At 47.3% G+C, this 17,298-nt stretch carries 18 protein-coding genes; 3 read left to right on the top strand and 15 right to left on the bottom strand.

Annotation, left to right across the window (positions count from 1 at the left end):
• Window positions 1-111 precede the first annotated feature (111 nt).
• Together htpX and QOS03_RS04325 are read right to left on the bottom strand one after the other, a co-directional pair.
• Window positions 112-1,011, bottom strand: coding sequence for a zinc metalloprotease HtpX (gene htpX / locus QOS03_RS04330; RefSeq protein WP_283575470.1), 900 nt, complete (start codon window positions 1,009-1,011; stop codon window positions 112-114).
• 20 nt (window positions 1,012-1,031) lie between these two features.
• Window positions 1,032-1,589: a LemA family protein gene (locus QOS03_RS04325; RefSeq protein WP_283575482.1), complete on the bottom strand. Its 558-nt coding sequence runs from the start codon at window positions 1,587-1,589 to the stop codon at window positions 1,032-1,034.
• 142 nt (window positions 1,590-1,731) lie between these two features.
• Between QOS03_RS04325 and QOS03_RS04320 the strand changes: the two genes are divergently transcribed.
• Complete coding sequence (locus QOS03_RS04320; protein WP_272208369.1) at window positions 1,732-2,202, top strand: low molecular weight protein-tyrosine-phosphatase; 471 nt, start codon at window positions 1,732-1,734, stop codon at window positions 2,200-2,202.
• Window positions 2,203-2,241: 39 nt separating this feature from the next.
• On the opposite strand, the gene QOS03_RS04315 is transcribed toward QOS03_RS04320, so the two are convergent.
• From QOS03_RS04315 to QOS03_RS04290, 6 genes are all read right to left on the bottom strand, one after another.
• Window positions 2,242-2,937, bottom strand: a complete 696-nt coding sequence (locus QOS03_RS04315; RefSeq protein ID WP_272208370.1) for a class A sortase — start codon at window positions 2,935-2,937, stop codon at window positions 2,242-2,244.
• Window positions 2,938-3,022: 85 nt separating this feature from the next.
• Window positions 3,023-3,268, bottom strand: coding sequence for a type B 50S ribosomal protein L31 (locus tag QOS03_RS04310; protein ID WP_169462291.1), 246 nt, complete (start codon window positions 3,266-3,268; stop codon window positions 3,023-3,025).
• Window positions 3,269-3,371: 103 nt separating this feature from the next.
• Entirely contained in the window at window positions 3,372-4,631 is a 1,260-nt protein-coding gene (locus QOS03_RS04305) for a UDP-N-acetylglucosamine 1-carboxyvinyltransferase (RefSeq protein ID WP_283575469.1), read from the bottom strand.
• A 201-nt stretch (window positions 4,632-4,832) separates the two neighbouring features.
• Window positions 4,833-6,440, bottom strand: a complete 1,608-nt coding sequence (locus QOS03_RS04300) for a CTP synthase (RefSeq protein WP_283575468.1) — start codon at window positions 6,438-6,440, stop codon at window positions 4,833-4,835.
• A 162-nt stretch (window positions 6,441-6,602) separates the two neighbouring features.
• Entirely contained in the window at window positions 6,603-7,181 is a 579-nt protein-coding gene (gene rpoE / locus QOS03_RS04295) for a DNA-directed RNA polymerase subunit delta (RefSeq protein ID WP_283575481.1), read from the bottom strand.
• 70 nt (window positions 7,182-7,251) lie between these two features.
• On the bottom strand, window positions 7,252-7,668 hold the full coding sequence (locus QOS03_RS04290) for a DUF1934 domain-containing protein (RefSeq protein WP_283575480.1): 417 nt from the start codon (window positions 7,666-7,668) through the stop codon (window positions 7,252-7,254).
• 141 nt (window positions 7,669-7,809) lie between these two features.
• Between QOS03_RS04290 and QOS03_RS04285 the strand changes: the two genes are divergently transcribed.
• Both QOS03_RS04285 and yidA read left to right on the top strand, forming a co-directional pair.
• Complete coding sequence (locus QOS03_RS04285; RefSeq protein ID WP_283575467.1) at window positions 7,810-9,162, top strand: HD domain-containing protein; 1,353 nt, start codon at window positions 7,810-7,812, stop codon at window positions 9,160-9,162.
• Between the two features lie 17 nt (window positions 9,163-9,179).
• Window positions 9,180-10,007 (top strand): sugar-phosphatase, encoded by an 828-nt coding sequence (gene yidA / locus QOS03_RS04280; RefSeq protein ID WP_283575466.1) that lies wholly within the window; start codon window positions 9,180-9,182, stop codon window positions 10,005-10,007.
• 48 nt (window positions 10,008-10,055) lie between these two features.
• On the opposite strand, the gene QOS03_RS04275 is transcribed toward yidA, so the two are convergent.
• The 7 genes from QOS03_RS04275 to purR all read right to left on the bottom strand — a co-directional run bounded on the left by QOS03_RS04275 (window position 10,056) and on the right by purR (window position 17,046).
• Window positions 10,056-11,501, bottom strand: coding sequence for a nicotinate phosphoribosyltransferase (locus tag QOS03_RS04275; protein WP_283575465.1), 1,446 nt, complete (start codon window positions 11,499-11,501; stop codon window positions 10,056-10,058).
• Between the two features lie 31 nt (window positions 11,502-11,532).
• Window positions 11,533-12,087, bottom strand: a complete 555-nt coding sequence (locus QOS03_RS04270; RefSeq protein WP_283575464.1) for a cysteine hydrolase family protein — start codon at window positions 12,085-12,087, stop codon at window positions 11,533-11,535.
• A 72-nt stretch (window positions 12,088-12,159) separates the two neighbouring features.
• Window positions 12,160-12,912: an NUDIX hydrolase gene (locus QOS03_RS04265; RefSeq protein WP_283575463.1), complete on the bottom strand. Its 753-nt coding sequence runs from the start codon at window positions 12,910-12,912 to the stop codon at window positions 12,160-12,162.
• 27 nt (window positions 12,913-12,939) lie between these two features.
• Window positions 12,940-13,665, bottom strand: coding sequence for a hypothetical protein (locus QOS03_RS04260; protein WP_283575462.1), 726 nt, complete (start codon window positions 13,663-13,665; stop codon window positions 12,940-12,942).
• A gap of 106 nt (window positions 13,666-13,771) precedes the next feature.
• Window positions 13,772-14,755: a ribose-phosphate diphosphokinase gene (locus QOS03_RS04255; protein WP_283575461.1), complete on the bottom strand. Its 984-nt coding sequence runs from the start codon at window positions 14,753-14,755 to the stop codon at window positions 13,772-13,774.
• A gap of 71 nt (window positions 14,756-14,826) precedes the next feature.
• A complete protein-coding gene (glmU, locus tag QOS03_RS04250) occupies window positions 14,827-16,194 on the bottom strand; it encodes a bifunctional UDP-N-acetylglucosamine diphosphorylase/glucosamine-1-phosphate N-acetyltransferase GlmU (RefSeq protein WP_283575460.1) in 1,368 nt (455 codons plus the stop codon).
• A 6-nt stretch (window positions 16,195-16,200) separates the two neighbouring features.
• Window positions 16,201-17,046 (bottom strand): pur operon repressor, encoded by an 846-nt coding sequence (gene purR, locus QOS03_RS04245; RefSeq protein WP_033935239.1) that lies wholly within the window; start codon window positions 17,044-17,046, stop codon window positions 16,201-16,203.
• Window positions 17,047-17,298: the final 252 nt, after the last annotated feature.

The raw sequence follows: 17,298 nt of genomic DNA, 5'->3' as shown, positions 1-17,298 counted from the left end.
ATCACAAAACGAGGGTTATAAATTTATCAATTGCATAGTTCTTAATTTTTAAGCATCAAAAAAGGCTCATGGCTATCAATCGGTATCCATGAACCCTTGTTTTAAAATATGCTACATTTCTTCCAGTCGGGTGATCCGATCCTCCAGTGGCGGATGCGTATCAAAAAGATGATCCAGCCAGCGATGACGCTTGGCGTTTTCTTCTGGATCGGTAATATAAAGCGAGGCGCTGCTTGGATCTGCCTGCTGCATTGGTTCGGCATGTTCCAGCTTACGCAAGGCACTGATCATCCCTTGTGGATTGCGCGTTAATTCTACCGAACCGGCATCAGCCAGATACTCGCGATTTCTCGACAAGGCCATCTGGGCAATGGCAGCTGCCAAAGGAGCCAGGATAATCAAAAGCACTGAGGCGATCATACCAAAAATGTTGACCCCACGATCTTCGTCATCATCGTGGCGGCCACCGCCCAGCCACCAAAAATTGCTGACCAGATTGACCAAAAACGAGATGGCTGCCGAAAGTGCCAATGCAATCGTCTGCAAGCGAATATCGTAGTTGCGGACGTGCGTTATCTCATGGCCCATCACGCCTTCCAGCTCTTCTCGATTCATCATCTGCATCAAGCCGGTCGTGGCAGCGACTGCCGAATGCTCAGGATCGTTGCCAGTTGCAAATGCATTGGGGCTGGGATCATCAATGATAAAAACCCGCGGCATTGGTACCTGTGCAACCATTGCCATATCTTCAACGACGTGCCAGAGTTCTGGTGACTCCGCTGCCGAATGAATCTCATGGGCATGATTCATGTTCATCACGACATCCGTTGACTGACCGATCATCACCGAAGTATAGATCAAAGCAATCACTAATGCCATGATGATACCCACAACTGCCGAACCAGCCAGCCAATAGCCGACTGCGGCACCAACCAGGGCTACCAGCAGACAAAAGCCGAAGACTACGTAGACCGTCCGCCGCTTATTCATATTAATTTGTTGATAAAGCATGCGTGTCCCTCAGCTCGATTTTAAAACTCAACTTTTGGCGTTTCCTTAGCCTCAGCTGGCACCTGCAGGTATTCAAACTCGGTAAAGTGATGAATCTTACCGACCAGATTGGATGGGAAAGCCTGCAGTTTTTCGTTAAAGCGCCGTACGCAGCTGTTATAGAGCTGACGCGAGTAGGCGATCTTGTTTTCCGTATTGGTCAGTTCTTCCATCAGTTTTTGATACTCCGCACTGGCCTTTAAGTCTGGATAGGCTTCGCTAACGGCAAACAGCGTCTTTAAGGTGCCACTCAGCTGATTGGAAATTTCCATGGTCTTTTGCGGATCATCTTCCATATTCATACCAGCCAGCTGATTTCTCAACGCGGTAACCTTTTCCAGCGTACCAGCTTCATATTTGCTGTACCCTTTAACCGTATTAACCAGATTTGGAATCAGGTCGTTTCGACGCTGCAGCTGAACGTCAATCTGACTGGCCGATTCCTCAACTTGATTGCGCGTGGTGACAAAGCCGTTGTACATGCTGACATACCATACAATCAGCAGAATCACGACTACTGCAACGATAATTGCTGCCATCATAAACTACTACTCCTCCTTAAGAGATTGATTTTCTTAATGATAACAGTTAATGATAAGTGAATAAAATGATTTTGCTGTTTTGCATAAAAACTTAAACTTTTATAGAATAATTTGTAAAAGTATTGATAAGGAGTTTTTTATGAAAGTCTTATTCGTCTGTCTGGGCAACATCTGCCGCTCACCAATGGCAGAGGCGATGTTTAAACAGATGATTGCCCAAAATCATCTTGCTGACCAGGTTCAAGTCGACTCCGCTGCAACCAGCTATGAAGAAGAAGGTAATGGTCCCCATCCTGGTGCCTTAAAAATCATGCACAAGTACCATCTGCCAACTGAAGGCCTAATCTCAAGACCAATCAGCCAAGCCGACTTTGATACGGCCGACTTGATCATCGGTATGGACGATATGAATATCCGCCATTTAAAAGCCATTGCACCTAAAAAAGACCGTGATAAAATCTACGAGGCCTTTGACATAGTACCAGGCAAAAAGGGCACGTCAATTCCCGATCCCTGGTATACGCATCGTTTCCAGGACACCTACGACAGTTTGGCCGAAGCTTTGCCATATTGGCTGGACGTCGTTAAAGAACAGCTGCAGACCAAATAAAAAAAGGATCGGCGCATTTTGCGTCTGATCCTTTTTTGGTTAATCGCGCCCAGTCGTGTATTTACTGCTGAGGGCTTTTTGGGCTTTTTTAGGTGCCTGGGAGAACTTCTCGCTGCGCACCAATTTACCGCGAATCATCAAGCGGCCCTTCCCAGTATCATCACATGTAATCAAGGTAACGATGGCCTTTTTGGTATCGTTGACGACTTGAACGTCAGTGGCCTTAATAAACTTGCGCTGATAGATCCGATATTCATAAACGCGATCCATATCAGTCAGATAGATCATCTGACCTTTTTTAGCATGGTAGTAAAGCGGCGAGAACAAGATTTTACTGCCATTGGCCATATTATGTCCAGCCAGCGCATAATTACCCTTGCCCATCTGCATGTCCTCGCGCATGGTTCCAGCCGCCAGCGCTAACGTGGTATTGTCAACCCCTTTGGCTATTGGGAGTACCATATCAATGTCAGGAATGGCAATCTCACCAATCACGTTGATGGCTTGTTTTTTGGCACGGGCCTCGGCAACGCTTTGCAGACTGAGGTCTTGAACACTGTCAAAATCATAGCTGGCCTTTTTCTTTTGATTTTTGACTACTGCCTTGCGCGTTACCGCAGGACGATAGCTATCAACTAATGCTGACTTAATCTGCTGGTTGAAGATCAAGACCAGGCCAACGATAAAGAGAATTGCCGCGGCACTCCAGCGCAGCCAGTTTAACTTGCGATGCATGTTTTGCTTCCTCGACTTTTATAATGATAAAACAAAAGCCCCACCGCGGAAAATCCAGCAGTGAGACTTTTGGCCAAGATGCGGCTTACTTGAGGCCGTACTTCTTGTTGAACTTGTCCACGGCACCATCGGCTTGCGTGAACTTTTGCTTGCCCGTGTAGAATGGGTGAGAATCAGAGGTAACTTCAACCCGGATCAGTGGGTATTCGTTGCCGTCTTCCCATTTAACGGTTTCCTTAGAAGTAGCAGTAGAACCGGAGATAAACTTGTAGCCGGTTGCTGAGTCTTCAAAAACTACCAAGTGGTAATCTGGATGAATTCCTTGTTTCATAAATTTTACGCTCCTTTTGCCATGAATCATTGCCTGAAACATAGATAATCAACCTTCACAGATTAACATATCTTTGTCCAACTTGCAACTACTCTGTCATTTTCTATTCTTCTTCAATTCTAACGTCGGCATTTAAACGGTTAAGTTTCCAGACAACTCGGTCATAACCGCGCAAAATATGGTCGGCATCATGAATGACCGTTTGACCATCTGCCATCAAGCCAGCAATCATTAAGGACGCTCCGGCCCGAATCTCACCAGCCTTAACATCGGCACCGTGCGGTTTTTCCGTATGACGAACGACGATCTGGCCATCTTGGGTCTCAATATTCATTCCCATCTTTTGCAGTTCAGGGACGTGCTTGACTCGTTTTGGATAGATCGTATCAACAATCGTGCTTTCTCCGTCAGCCTTGGAAAGCAGCGGCGTCAATGGCTGTTGCAGGTCGGTAGCAAAACCTGGGTAAGGCATCGTCTTGACGCTGATCGGCTTGAGGTGGTCGGTTTTGGGAACATAGATCTTATCGCTGTCGATCTGCAGGTCAACCCCCATGTCAACCAGCTTGCTGGTATAAGCCTCCAAGTGTTCTGGAATCACGTTGTTCAACATGATTCCATCACCCATTGCAGCAGCCAATGACAGGTAGGTCCCGGTCTCGATCCGGTCGGCAATGATCGTATGCGTGTTCATTGATTGCAGCGTATCAACGCCGGTGATGCGAATCGTATCAGTCCCAACACCACGAATCTTAGCCCCCATGTTGTTCAAGAAGGTTGCCAAGTCAACGATTTCGGGTTCACGAGCCGCGTTTTCGATAATCGTGGTTCCCTGAGCCCGTACGGCGGCCAAGACCGCGTTGATCGTAGCACCAACTGAAACCATATCCATAAAAATCCGCGTTCCATGCAGTCCGTTTGGCGCGTCCATCTTTACGGTACCGCCCGATTCGCTGACGTTGGCGCCTAAAGCCTTGAAAGCCTTCAAGTGCTGGTCGATTGGCCGAGGACCAATGTTGTCGCCACCTGGGAAAGTTACCGTTGCTCGATGAAAACGGCCAAGCAGGGCTCCCATGAAATAATAGGAAGCCCGCAGACTCTTGATCGCCTTGCTGGGCAGTTCAGCTTCCATGATTTGAGTGGGGTCAATATTTAAGACGCCATGCTTGAACGATGATTTGACGTTCATTGACTCCAAAATAATCATCAGATTGTGAACATCCAAGATATCCGGCACGGTATCAAACTGAACAGGCGTATCGGCCAGAATAGCCGCCGGAATCAAAGCCACGGTACTGTTCTTGGCTCCGCCGATGGTTACTTCGCCCGAAAGTCGGTTTCCTCCTTGAATGATCATTTTTTTCATGATTGTCTTTTCCTCGCTTACAAAATTGATAATTGTTTTCTAAGTTGAATCTTTCTTTATTTTTAAAACAGTCAGCTTTAATGATAATTAATAAACCGCTAAATTACAACCTTTTCAAACAATCTTCATAACTTACGCCTTGCCAGTCTAAAAAGCGACGTGACCATCTCTGATCGCGTCGTTTTTTATGATACAGACTAATTATTTTTGATTTTCGGCAGCCGCCTTAACGAAGGCAGCAAACAGACCTTCTGGACGGTTTGGCCGTGACAGGAATTCTGGGTGGTACTGAGCTGCAACGAAGAATTTGTTCTTTGGCAGTTCTACGACTTCAACCAGATTACGATCTGGATTGACACCAGAAATAACCAAACCGGCTTGTTCCATAGCTTCACGATATCCATTGTTGAATTCGTAACGGTGACGATGGCGCTCATGGATCATCGTCTTGTTGTCATAAGCAGCCGCAGCCTTGGTCCCAGCCTTGAGCTTGCATGGGTATGAACCCAGTCGCTGCGTACCACCCATATTTTCAACATCTTCTTGATCCGGCATCAGATCAATGATGTTGTGTTCAGTGTTTGGATTGAACTCGGTTGAGTTGGCATCCTTGTAGCCCAGTACGTCACGAGCAAATTCGATGCAGGCCGTCTGCATCCCCAGGCAGATCCCTAGATATGGTACGTCATTTTCACGTGCGTACTTGATTGCGGCAATCATTCCTTCGACCCCACGAGAGCCAAAGCCGCCGGGAACCAAGATTCCATCATACTTGCCCAGCTTTTCAGCCACGTTTTCATCGTTGATGTCTTCAGAGTTGAAGTGGTCAATCTTAACCTTAGCGTTGGCTGGGTAGCCGGCATGGCGCAGCGCTTCGTTAACTGAGATGTAGGCGTCTTGCAAATCCGTGTACTTACCAACCATCGCAATCGTTACCGTGTTGGTCAGACCATTTTCAATGTGGTGAATCATATTGGTCCAGTCACGCATGTCAGCTTCTGGAACGTCCAGGCCAAAGTGGTCGACTACCAGTTGGTCCATTCCCTGCTTTTGCAGCTTCAGTGGAATTTCATACAAAACCTTGACGTCGCGCGATTCGATAACGGCATTTTCATCAACGTCACAGAACATGGCAATCTTTTTGCGCATGCTGTCGGTAATCGGTGCTTCCGTCCGTACGACCAAGATGTTAGGCTGAATTCCCAGACCCCGCAGCTCACGAACGCTGTGCTGAGTCGGCTTAGTCTTCATTTCGCCAGCTGCATGCAGGTATGGGATCAGCGTAGCGTGAATGTAGAGCACGTTCTCGGCGCCGGCATCCTTTTTCATTTCCCGAATAGCTTCCATAAACGGTTGTGATTCGATATCCCCAACCGTACCACCAATTTCAGTAATCACGATCTCAGCATCCGTACTCTCGCCGGCCCGCTTGATTTTGTCTTTAATGGCATCGGTAATGTGTGGAATTACCTGAACCGTCCGACCAAGGTAGTCGCCACGCCGTTCCTTGTGCAGCACTTCTGAGTAAATCTTACCAGTCGTAACGTTGGAGTACTTGTTTAAGTTATTGTCAATGAACCGTTCGTAGTGTCCCAAGTCCAAGTCGGTTTCTGTACCATCATCGGTAACGAAAACCTCACCGTGCTGGTAAGGGCTCATCGTCCCAGGGTCCACGTTCAAGTATGGGTCAAACTTTTGAATGGCCACTTTCAGCCCCCGGTTTTTCAGCAATCGGCCAAGAGATGCAGCAATGATCCCTTTGCCCAATGATGAAACAACCCCACCAGTTACGAAAATGTATTTAGTCATTATTTATCTCCTTTTGGAACTGCGTCCGGTTCTCTAATACAAAAAGGCTCCCCATTTCATTGAAACAGGGAGCCTTTTAAAACGAAAAGTCCCAAGATAAACTTGGGAGCCCAAGTAAAATAATACAAAGACCAGACTGGTTAGTCAAGAGTGATGTATTATTTATTCTTCTTCGTCGTCATCTTCATCGTCGTCTTCGTCATCGAAGCCTTCTGATGAGAGCTGATCTTCCAGATTGGTATCCTCATCGTCGTCACCCAGAGGATTGTCTTCATCGTAATCTGGGTTATCGTAATCTTCTTCTTCGCTGCTGCTGTCATCTTCGTCGTCAACGTCAGCCAGATCGTCATCTTCTGGATCATCGTTGTCGTAGTCGATCACGTCGTCTTCATCAGCACCTGCCAAGAAGGCATTGACTTTGCGACGCTTCTTCTTTGGACGATCCTCTTCTTCTTCGTTTTCGCCAACCGTGGCTTCATCGATTGATTCATATGGGTACCATGCACGCAGGCCCCAAGTATTGTCACCAAGGGAAATAAAACTGCCATCGACGTTCAGGTCCGTGTAGAACTGTGGGAGCCGTTCCCGAATCTCCTCATCGCTCTTACCAAGATATTGCTGAACCTCGTTGGTCAAATCAGCGAACGCCATTGCTTCACCATGGTAGGCCAAAATAGCGTGCGCTACTTCGATCATGGACAGTTCTGACTTGTCTTGGCCATCGAAAACCTTTAAATCCAAATGGGTTAAATCCAAACTGGTGCACATCCCTTCAAAAAGTCTCAAAAAGTCTACTCTACATAATACGATATTACGCGCCAAATTGCAATTGAATCTGATAGTTACCAATCAATTGATCCTGCATCAGCAGCTGATAGTGAATCTCGATTTGACCGGCAACGGCTGCCAGATTCAAGTCGGCATCCATACGACTGGTAACAACGCGCAAGGTAATCCGCCCATATTCTGTTTGATAATGCGTCATATTTTCGCCGCCATTAGCAAACTTAAAATGCGTTTTCTGTGCGCCGCTGCGGATCAAGTGAATCTCGTCTTCTGCAATTCGAAACTGAACCGGTGTGGCCTGGCTGCCCTGATGCTCGACATAGCGCAGATAGTGCTGACCGTTTTCCAGCGTTACGAATTGACCGTCTTCTTCAAAATGATAATGATCGCTTTTGCCATCTTGAGTCATCTTTGTATTTAAGCTGACCTTGACTGGTACAATGGATTTGATAGACTTGGCCCCCTTTGTTCGATTTTTTCAATTTGATTATACGCGGATTGTTTTTAATTTCTCAACCAATGCGGGTTAAATAATATTTTTGTATAATTAAATCAACTGTTTTTTCTAAGGAAAGGATTAGTCATGACATTTAAAGATGAACAGCTGCCGCGGGAAAAAGTCTTTCGCGACCCGATCCACGGCACGATTATCGTTGACAATCAAATCATTCTCGACTTGATTGATACGCCGGAATTTCAACGGCTACGCAGAATCAAGCAGCTCGGCACCTCTTCGATGACCTTTCATGGCGCCGAGCATTCCCGCTTTGGTCATTGTCTGGGCGTCTATGAAATTACGCGGCGCATCTGCAATTTGTTTCAGCGCAACTATCCTCAGCAGTCACCAAATGATGGTCTCTGGAATGATCAAGAGCGACCAGTTGCCCTATGTGCAGCCTTGCTTCATGATCTGGGGCATGGACCATACTCACATACGTTTGAACATATTTTTCACACTGATCATGAGCAGATCACCCGACGCATCATCACCAGCGAATCAACCAGCATCAACCGGATTTTACAGCGCGTTGGCAAGGATTTTCCCCAAAAGGTTGCCAGCGTGATCGATCATACCTATCAAAATCCGCAAGTAGTGCAGCTGATCTCCAGCCAAGTTGATGCCGATCGCATGGACTACCTGCAGCGCGACTCATATTATACAGGGACCAATTATGGCAAGTTCGATCTGGATCGCGTCTTGCACATGATGCGGCCAGTCAAGGATGGCATTGCTTTTGAAATTAATGGCATGCATGCCGTCGAGGACTACATTCTCAGCCGGCTGCAGATGTATCTACAAGTTTACTTTCATCCAGTCTCACGCTCAATGGAGGTTATCTTGGATCACTTACTGATGCGGGCCAAGTGGCTTTATCAGCATCCCAGTCAGTATCAGCCGGAATTCACGCCTAAGCTCTTGATGCCGTTTTTCAATGGCCACTATGATTTAAACGACTACCTGACACTTGACGATGGCGTTTTGACTACTTATTTTATTCATTGGATGAGTTCCAGCGATCGCATTCTCAGCGATCTGGCACAGCGTTTTATCAACCGGCGACCGTTTAAATCCGCGGTTTATGATCGAAAAACGCGCTTTATGCTGCCAAGGCTGCGTGAGCTGATTGCCACGGCTGGTTTTGATGTTGACTACTATACAGCTGTCGACTCCAGCTACAAGCTGCCCTACGACACCTATAACCCACAAGATTTTAAGCCCCAGACTCAAATTGAGCTCATCTATCCTAATGGTGAGCTGGTTGAGCTGTCACAGGTCAGCACGCTGGTAGCAAGCGTCTCAGGTCGTGAAGCTGGCGATCAGCGCTTCTTTTTCCCGCGCGAGATGCTGACTGAACAAGACGACATCGAGATTTTTGAGCCGATCTACGAAGCATTTCAACACTGTATCAAAAACAACCAAGTCATTGCCAACTAAACTCAGGAGGTTTTTTTATGTCAATCAAACTTGTTGCCATTGATATTGATGGCACGCTGATCAACGACCATCGTCAAATCACCCCGGCAACCGTTGCCGCTATCAATGAGGCTACCAAACGCGACGTTCGGATCGTTTTGTGTACCGGTCGTCCGATGACTGGCGTCAAGGCCTACGTTAACCAACTGGGCCTGGCTGATTCTGCCAGCGAATACGTTATCTGTTATAATGGTGCCCTGGCCCAGGCTACTGATGGCACCGTTTTGGCTCACTACACGGTCGATTTTGACGACTATATTGACTTTGAAGCGTACTGCCGCAAGCAAAACGTCTCTTCTATCATTGAAACCAGCAACTACATTTACACGCCTAATCAGGATATCAATCCATACACGGTCTACGAGTCCAATCTGGTATCAATGCCGTTGCGCTACCGCAGCATGGATCAGCTAAATCACATGCGCGAATCGATTACGATCGGCAAAGCCATGATGACCGATGAAAAAGAAAAGATCGACGCTGCTTTGGCCAATATGCCAAAAGAACTAAGCAATCGTTTCCGCGTCGTTCGCAGCGAGGCCTTCTACCTGGAACTGATCAACAAGCAGACCAGCAAAGGCGTGGCCTTGGCTGCTTTGACTGATAAGCTGGGACTGAATGCCGACAACGTTATGGCAATTGGCAACGCGCAAAATGATGAGTCCATGATTGAATTTGCCGGAACCGGCGTTGCAATGGCCAACTCAATTGAACACACTTTGCAGATGGCTGATGTAGTTACCGAAAATGACAATAATCACGATGGGGTTGCCGAAGCTATTGAAAAATATGTCTTAAATGCCTAATAATCAACAAAAAAGCGTCGCAGATGGTGCGACGCTTTTTTGTATGGCCTAGCCCTGGGCCCTTTGATGGTGTTCTTTAATCAACTGTTGCTGCAGCTTAAACAGCTTTGGCGTCAGATATACCTGGCAAATATCTGGATTGATCAGCCGCTGGGTTGCTTTTGGCAGCTCAGCCAGCTGATGCTTCATTGAGGCTTGCAGCTTCATGACATTGGTTTCAATTGGCTGTGCATTTTGACCAACGACTTCTTGTTGCAATGGTTTGGCAATAAAGTTGCTCAATTCAATCTCATCATTGGTTGCCAATGGATCAGCATTGATTGCATAAAGCGTGGCTGGCAGCTCTTCATCGGCCAGTGCAATCACATCGGCAAAGGCAGCCTTGGGGACATCCTTTTTGTAGAGCCGATAGACCATCTTGTCGCCGGGCAGCGTTACCTTTTCACGACTGTTGCTGAGCTTGATCTTTGGCTGCCATTGACCATCTACCTTTAAGGCCGCCATTTTGTAGACTCCGCTCAAAACCGGTGAAGTCGAGCTGGTAATCAGCTTTTCACCAATCCCAAAATTATCCAGTGGTGCCCCTTCTTTGAGCAGTGCTTGGATCACGGTTTCATCTAGCGCATTGGAGGCCGTGATCTTAGCATTTTCAAATCCAGCTTCATCCAGCATTTGCCGTGCCTTGGTTGCCAATTGAGTCAAATCACCGGAATCAATCCGAATCCCAATTGGCTCATGACCAGCAGCCCGCAATTCCTTAAAGACCTTAATTGCATTTGGCACCCCGCTCTTTAAGACGTCATAGGTATCAACCAACAGTGAGGCACTGTCGGGGTAAATCTGAGCCCATGCCCGAAAAGCCGTCAGTTCGTCAGGATAGCTTTCAATCCAGCTGTGTGCCATCGTCCCAGCAGCCACCAGGCCAAATTTCTTGGCTGCCAAACAGTTGGACGTGCTGGTACACCCACCGATGACAGCAGCCCGTGCACCAAAAACCGAGGCATCTGGTCCCTGTGCCCGCCGCGCGCCAAATTCCATCACCGCACGTCCTTCAGCTGCCGCACAGATACGGCGCGACTTGGTAGCAATCAGTGACTGATGGTTCAAGATGTTTAATACAAACGTTTCCAGTAATTGACACTGCAGCAATGGGCCCTTAACCGTCAGCATTGGCTCCCGTGGAAATACCGGCGTACCTTCCGGAATTGCCCGAACCGTGCAGGAAAACTCCAGATTGGCCAGGTAGTCTAAAAAGCCAGCCGAAAACAGATTTAATGATCGCAAGTAATTGATGTCATCATCCGTAAAGTGAAAATTCTCCAAGGCCTCAACAACCTGGGCCAGCCCAGCCGCAATGACAAAGCTGCCATTATCGGGAACGTTGCGGTAAAAGACGTCAAAAACCGCTTCTTGGTCATGCGGCAGGGTCGCATAGTAACCATTGGCCATCGAAAATTCATACAGATCCGTCAACAATTCTTCAGACATTGCCATTTTCTCTCTCCCTCAACTTATCTAACTTTGCTTAATCTTTAATTCGTGCGTTCAATACGTTTTTAAAATGCCGCATTGCCCAGTCTTGACCAGTTGGATCAAAAGTTGCTACGGCTTTTTCATGTACGACGATCTGGTAATTCAGATCATAGGCAGCAATCGCCGTATGCAAAATGCAAATATCCGTGCAGACTCCGGTCAAATGCAGCGTGTCGATTTTTCTTTCACGCAAGCGCAGATCCAAGGGCGTGCCACAAAATGATGAATAGTGCGTCTTGTCCATTAAAATGACATGCTCATCATCTTTATGCTCTTCATACCAATTGCCAAGCTGACCATAAAGCTTGCGACCCCAGGTTCCTCTAACGTTGTGCGGGGGATATAATTTGCTTTCCGGATGATACGGATCATTTGGCTGATGAACGTCGGTTGGCAGATAGACCCACTTACCGGCCTTTAAAAATGAGTCGGCCAGTTCTGTAATGTGATCGTCTAGAGCCTGGGCGGGCTTGCCACAGGTCAGGGCACCATCATCAGCAACAAAGTCGTTGGTATAGTCAATAATCAGCAGTGCCTCGTTTGCCATTTGTTTCACCTCTCGAATTACTGGATAAAAGTATAAATTACTTTAATAAGTGCAAAAAAAGTAAAGTTGACTTTAATTGTTGTCAACTTTACTCCTTTCCAATGGATTTGGCAAGCTCGCCAATGCATATATCTTAGGAGGCCGACCGCTGCGCTTGCGCGTGGTAGCCGTCCCGACTTCTTTAAAAAGATGCTGATGCGTTTTGCGAAAATTGGAATTATCAATCTGGTCAGCTCGCAACTGCCAAAACGGCGCATAAACCTCACGGGCCTCTTTAAGCGTAAACGTTGGTCCTAACACCTGCAGAACCGTTGGCTGGTAGTCCAGCTTATTGCGAATCCGCTGAATGGCCGTCGTAACGATTTGATCATGATCAAACGCCAAGGCCTGTGAGGTATCAGAAAGATCAAACTGCTGCTTGCCATCACTTAATAAATAATGATGGCCGAAATTCTCAAAAGCAAACCATTCTGCAGCTACCGCACCATAACCAGGCTTTAGTTTGGGCATGGCCGGCAAAAAAGTCATGTAGGCCAACGCCAAGGCCCGCTCCCCCACTGAACGATGTGGAGCCGTAAATGTTGCCAACTGTTCAGTTGCCGTTGAACGTACCTCAAGACCAATCTTGTCTTTGATCAGGCGCAATGCTGCATCATCGGCACTTTCCGTACTGCGCAAAAGCGTTTCCGGCAAGGCCCAGGCATCTTGAAATGGGGCTTCCGATCGCTTGATCAAAAGCAGCTGCATTTCATGCGTCTGCCGATTAAAGCTCCAAATGATGTTGGTGATTGTAATCAACGGACGGGCAATAATTTCCTCGCTCATTCCATTTCTCACCTTCTTAGTTGAATATTAGCCGATTTTTTCCACCGCACCGGTTACGGCATTATATTGATAGATGCCAATCAAGTGGGCAACGGTATTGTCATCATTGTTTTGACGAACTTCAAAGGTGTACACGTCGCCATCCTTACCCTCTGGAATGATTCCATAACTGGATTGGTTAAAGCTCATCTTGGCTGCAAACGCATCAATCACGTCCATACCAGTCTGACTGGCCGCCTGTGAGTTAGCCGCTGAACTGGATGAACTGGCAGCCGATGAAGCACTCGTGCTGTTCGAAGTACTCATGCTGGTCTGACTGGCAGAGCTGGTTGAAGCTGACTGCTGAGCCTGCTTGACCTTGTTTTTCATGCTGATAAACGCAGAGCGCATTGGCTTGGAACTTGACGATACCGAAGCCAGATCACTGGCAGCCTCCTCATATTCCTGATCGTTATAGGCATCTTGAGCCGCTAAGTATTTTTGCAGATCCTTAATCATGCTGCGAGTCTGTGAATCGGGATTCTTAACTGCCAGCAGCGTTTTCAATGCTTCCTTGTACTGACCGGACATGATCTGATTATTGGCAGTATCCCGCGCCTTGGAAGCAGCTGTCGTCTTGGTAGAAGATTGTGACGACGCAGAAGACGACTCGCTGGACTGAGTAGACGTACTGCCACATCCAACCAGGCCAAACATGACCATTACTGAAGCCATGCCCAGCATGAGTCGCTTCATCGAAGTTTTGATTTTCATATTTTTTGCTCCTTTATGTCTTGCCTCAACCAGTATAACATGGACTGCCACTTTGCCTCAAAATCAAAAAGAGCCGCCCATCAGCGACTCCTGAAGCATAGTTTGATCAATCTTCGTTGGCTTGTTCAAAACGATTGTTGAACAATGGACTGACCGGGCGATTTTCGTTGATCCGCTTGATGGCTGATCCAATCAGCGGCGCCACCGAAACCTGCACGATCTTGTCAATCTGCTTTTCAGCCGGCAGCTGGATTGAGTCCGTAACGACGACCTGTTTTAATGGCGAGTTATCCAAACGCTCGATGGCTGGACCGGATAAAACGGCGTGAGTTGCTGAAGCATAGACTTCTTCTGCACCAGCATCCATCAGTGCCTGCGCACCTTTTGAGATCGTACCGGCAGTGTCGATCATGTCATCAATCATAATGCACTTTTTACCCTTAACGTCACCAATGATGTTCATGATCTTGGCAACGTTTGGCCGTGGCCGCCGCTTGTCGATAATGGCAATTGGCGCCTTCAAAAACTCAGCCAGGGCCCGTGCCCGCGTAACCCCACCATGGTCAGGCGAGACAACAACGGCATTGGCAGCCACGCCTCCATTGATAAAGTAGTCAGCCAAAAGCGGTGCCCCCATCAGATGGTCAACCGGAATATCAAAGAAGCCTTGAATCTGAGCTGCATGCAGATCGAGGGCAACGATCCGCGTTACGCCGGAATTCTGCAGCATGTTGGCAACCAGCTTGGCCGTGATGGGTTCCCGGCTCCGCGCTTTACGATCTTGCCGTGCGTAGCCATAGTATGGCAAGACCACGTTGATCGTATTGGCACTTGCACGACGCAAGGCATCGATCATGATCATCAGCTCCATCAGGTTGTCATTGACAGGAGCTGAGGTTGACTGAATCACGTAGACATTATCACCACGAACGCTTTCTTCGATGTTGATCTGAATCTCGCCATCGCTAAAGCGGTCAACCGAAAGCTTACCCAGTTCCACGCCAACTTCTTCGGCAATCTTTTCTGCCAAGGGACGATTGGAATTTAGGGCAAAGATTTTTAATTTAGGGTCAGCATAACGTTCTTTCATGGGGTCCTCCGAAATCTGCATACTTTTTCCAACACTCTAATCATATTGATTTAAAGCACAAAAAGCAACTGTTACCAAGGAAGCTTCTTGGCATAATCCGGTTTATTGACCTGACGTGCCCGTGCGATTGCCATGTCGAAACGCTCAGTACTGTCCGTAATCGTCGATCCAGCCGCAACAAATGAGTCTTCAGCAATATTAACTGGTGCAACGATGTTTGAATTGCTGCCGATAAAAGCATGATCACCAACGTTGGTGTGATGCTTTTTAGAACCATCGTAGTTGACAAAGACCACGCCGCAGCCAATATTGATGTTCTTGCCCAAGGTTGCATCGCCAACGTAACTCAGATGACCGATCTTGGTATTTTCACCAATGTAGGCCTTCTTGATCTCACAGAAATTTCCGATGTGAGCGCCCTTGCCGATTTCAGCTTGCGGACGCAGGTGACTATTGGGGCCAATGTCGGAACCGGTGTGCATTTCGGATTCTTCCAGCGTTGAGGCATAAACCTTAACGTCATCATGCAACACGGAATCCGTAATTACGGAATGGGCTCCAATAAAACAGTCACTGCCGATTGTCGTATTGCCTTTAATTACGACGTTGCCTTCAATAACCGTATCACGTCCCACCTTGACGTCGGCATCAATATAGGTCGTGTCGGGATCAACCATGGTAACACCGTCTTGCATCAATTGAGTGTTGATGCGCTTTCTCATGATCTTGTTGGCCCGGGCCAAGGCAACGCGGTCATTGACCCCCATTGATTCATCAAAATCATTCATCCGGTAGGCCGTGACGATTTCACCATGGCTCTTTAAAATACCGATGACATCGGTCAGGTAATATTCGCCCTGAGCATTGTCATTATTGATTAATTTCAGGGCCTGGAACAGTTTTTCATTGTCAAAGCAGTAGACCCCAGTATTGATTTCGTGAATCTCCTGTTCTTCACGCGTGGCATCCTTTTGTTCAACAATCCGCTCAACGATGCCCACGTCATTACGAACAATACGACCATAGCCGGTTGGATCCGGTGCCACTGAAGTCAAAATGGTGACTGCCGCATGACGCTGCTCATGGTATTCAAACATCTTGTTAAAGGTCGCAGCGGTAAACAAAGGCGTATCCCCGCTAACGATCAGCGTTTCACCCTTTTGATCACCCAGCAGCTGCTCAGTCTGCATAACGGCATGACCGGTCCCCAGCTGCTGTTTTTGCAAAGCATATTTGGTCCGATTGCCCAGCGTCTGCTCAACGGTTTCGGCACCATAGCCAACTACCGTTACGATGTTGTCGATCTTGGCTTTTTCCAGCTGACCCAAGACATGTTCAACCATCGTTTTGCCACATACCTGGTGCAATACTTTATAAAGCTTGGACTTCATCCGCGTACCCTTGCCGGCCGCGAGAATAATTGCATTGCGTTGCGTCATATTGATTTATTTCTCCTTTTTATTGCCAAATACGGCTTCCATGTAGCTGCCTGGCTGAGCAGTGATTTTTTTGTTGGTCGTGTCATCAACTGCCTGAACCTTAATTAAAGACGTGCAGCCGTCAACCAGTCGCTGACCGCTGAATTGTCCCTCAGCAAATACCGTCATGCCAACCAAGTGAGCGCCGAACTCTTCGATCAGCGACTTCATGCCGTTCAGCGTGCCGCCACCCTTCATAAAGTCGTCCACCACGATTACATTGGCGCCTTCCTTAAGTGTCCGCCGCGAAAGCTCCATTTTCTTGATCCGTTGTGATGAACCAGAAACATAGTTGACGCTGACCGTTGATCCTTCAGTAATGTGTGAGCTGTTGCGCACGATTACGAATGGCTTATTCAGATACATTGCTACGCTTTGTGCAATCGGAATCCCCTTGGTTTCAACCGTCATCACCACGTCAACGTCATCGTCAACGTACTGCGTTGCAATCAAGCGACCAACTTCACGCAGCACGTCTGGTCGACCCAAAAGATCTGACAGATAGACATAACCACCTGGTAAAAGACGGCTGTCGTCATCAACTGCCTTAACCAGATCATCAATGACCTGCGCAGCATTCTCTTCAGAGTAGAGCAGCGTCAAACGGGCTCCGCCACTGGCACCAGGCAGAGTTTCCAGACGACCAACGCCCCATGTGTGCAGCGTCCGCCGAATGATGCTTAGATCCTCACTGATTGATGACTTGGCCGAGCCGTAACGTTCACCAAAAAACTTTAATGAAACTAATGTCCGTGGGTGTTCCATCAAATAGCGCGTCATATCAACCAAGCGATTACTGCGTCTGACTTTCATGTGATCTCCCTCTTTTACTTGAGCTAATAATTATTGATACCTTCAAATCATACCATAATAGTTCGTCTTTTACCGCAATTTTATTTATAATCTTACAAGCTATTTCGGTAAATAATCATAATAATCACGGCACCTAAAAGGATTAACCAATTTAGATAAGCAAAAAAGAGAAATTCCGGACTAAACATTATCATTAGTGCATTTTACGACCAAAATTAAAAAACACCGCCCAAAGCTTGAGCCGTGTCTTAT

Origin of the sequence: Limosilactobacillus pulli, assembly GCF_947381555.1 — a bacterium.
In the GTDB taxonomy this organism is placed as follows: domain Bacteria; phylum Bacillota; class Bacilli; order Lactobacillales; family Lactobacillaceae; genus Limosilactobacillus; species Limosilactobacillus pulli.
The sequence above is the reverse complement of the archived record's forward strand: the minus strand, read 5'-3'. Positions and strand labels throughout refer to the sequence as shown.

Bases quoted from the DNA above. Each gene is read 5' to 3' on its own strand.
- htpX (WP_283575470.1), bottom strand. From the start codon at position 1,011: ATGCTTTATCAACAAATTAATATGAATAAGCGGCGGACGGTCTACGTA.
- QOS03_RS04325 (WP_283575482.1), bottom strand. From the start codon at position 1,589: ATGGCAGCAATTATCGTTGCAGTAGTCGTGATTCTGCTGATTGTATGG.
- QOS03_RS04320 (WP_272208369.1), top strand. From the start codon at position 1,732: ATGAAAGTCTTATTCGTCTGTCTGGGCAACATCTGCCGCTCACCAATG.
- QOS03_RS04315 (WP_272208370.1), bottom strand. From the start codon at position 2,937: ATGCATCGCAAGTTAAACTGGCTGCGCTGGAGTGCCGCGGCAATTCTC.
- QOS03_RS04310 (WP_169462291.1), bottom strand. From the start codon at position 3,268: ATGAAACAAGGAATTCATCCAGATTACCACTTGGTAGTTTTTGAAGAC.
- QOS03_RS04305 (WP_283575469.1), bottom strand. From the start codon at position 4,631: ATGAAAAAAATGATCATTCAAGGAGGAAACCGACTTTCGGGCGAAGTA.
- QOS03_RS04300 (WP_283575468.1), bottom strand. From the start codon at position 6,440: ATGACTAAATACATTTTCGTAACTGGTGGGGTTGTTTCATCATTGGGC.
- QOS03_RS04285 (WP_283575467.1), top strand. From the start codon at position 7,810: ATGACATTTAAAGATGAACAGCTGCCGCGGGAAAAAGTCTTTCGCGAC.
- yidA (WP_283575466.1), top strand. From the start codon at position 9,180: ATGTCAATCAAACTTGTTGCCATTGATATTGATGGCACGCTGATCAAC.
- QOS03_RS04275 (WP_283575465.1), bottom strand. From the start codon at position 11,501: ATGGCAATGTCTGAAGAATTGTTGACGGATCTGTATGAATTTTCGATG.
- QOS03_RS04270 (WP_283575464.1), bottom strand. From the start codon at position 12,087: ATGGCAAACGAGGCACTGCTGATTATTGACTATACCAACGACTTTGTT.
- QOS03_RS04265 (WP_283575463.1), bottom strand. From the start codon at position 12,912: ATGAGCGAGGAAATTATTGCCCGTCCGTTGATTACAATCACCAACATC.
- QOS03_RS04260 (WP_283575462.1), bottom strand. From the start codon at position 13,665: ATGAAAATCAAAACTTCGATGAAGCGACTCATGCTGGGCATGGCTTCA.
- QOS03_RS04255 (WP_283575461.1), bottom strand. From the start codon at position 14,755: ATGAAAGAACGTTATGCTGACCCTAAATTAAAAATCTTTGCCCTAAAT.
- glmU (WP_283575460.1), bottom strand. From the start codon at position 16,194: ATGACGCAACGCAATGCAATTATTCTCGCGGCCGGCAAGGGTACGCGG.
- purR (WP_033935239.1), bottom strand. From the start codon at position 17,046: ATGAAAGTCAGACGCAGTAATCGCTTGGTTGATATGACGCGCTATTTG.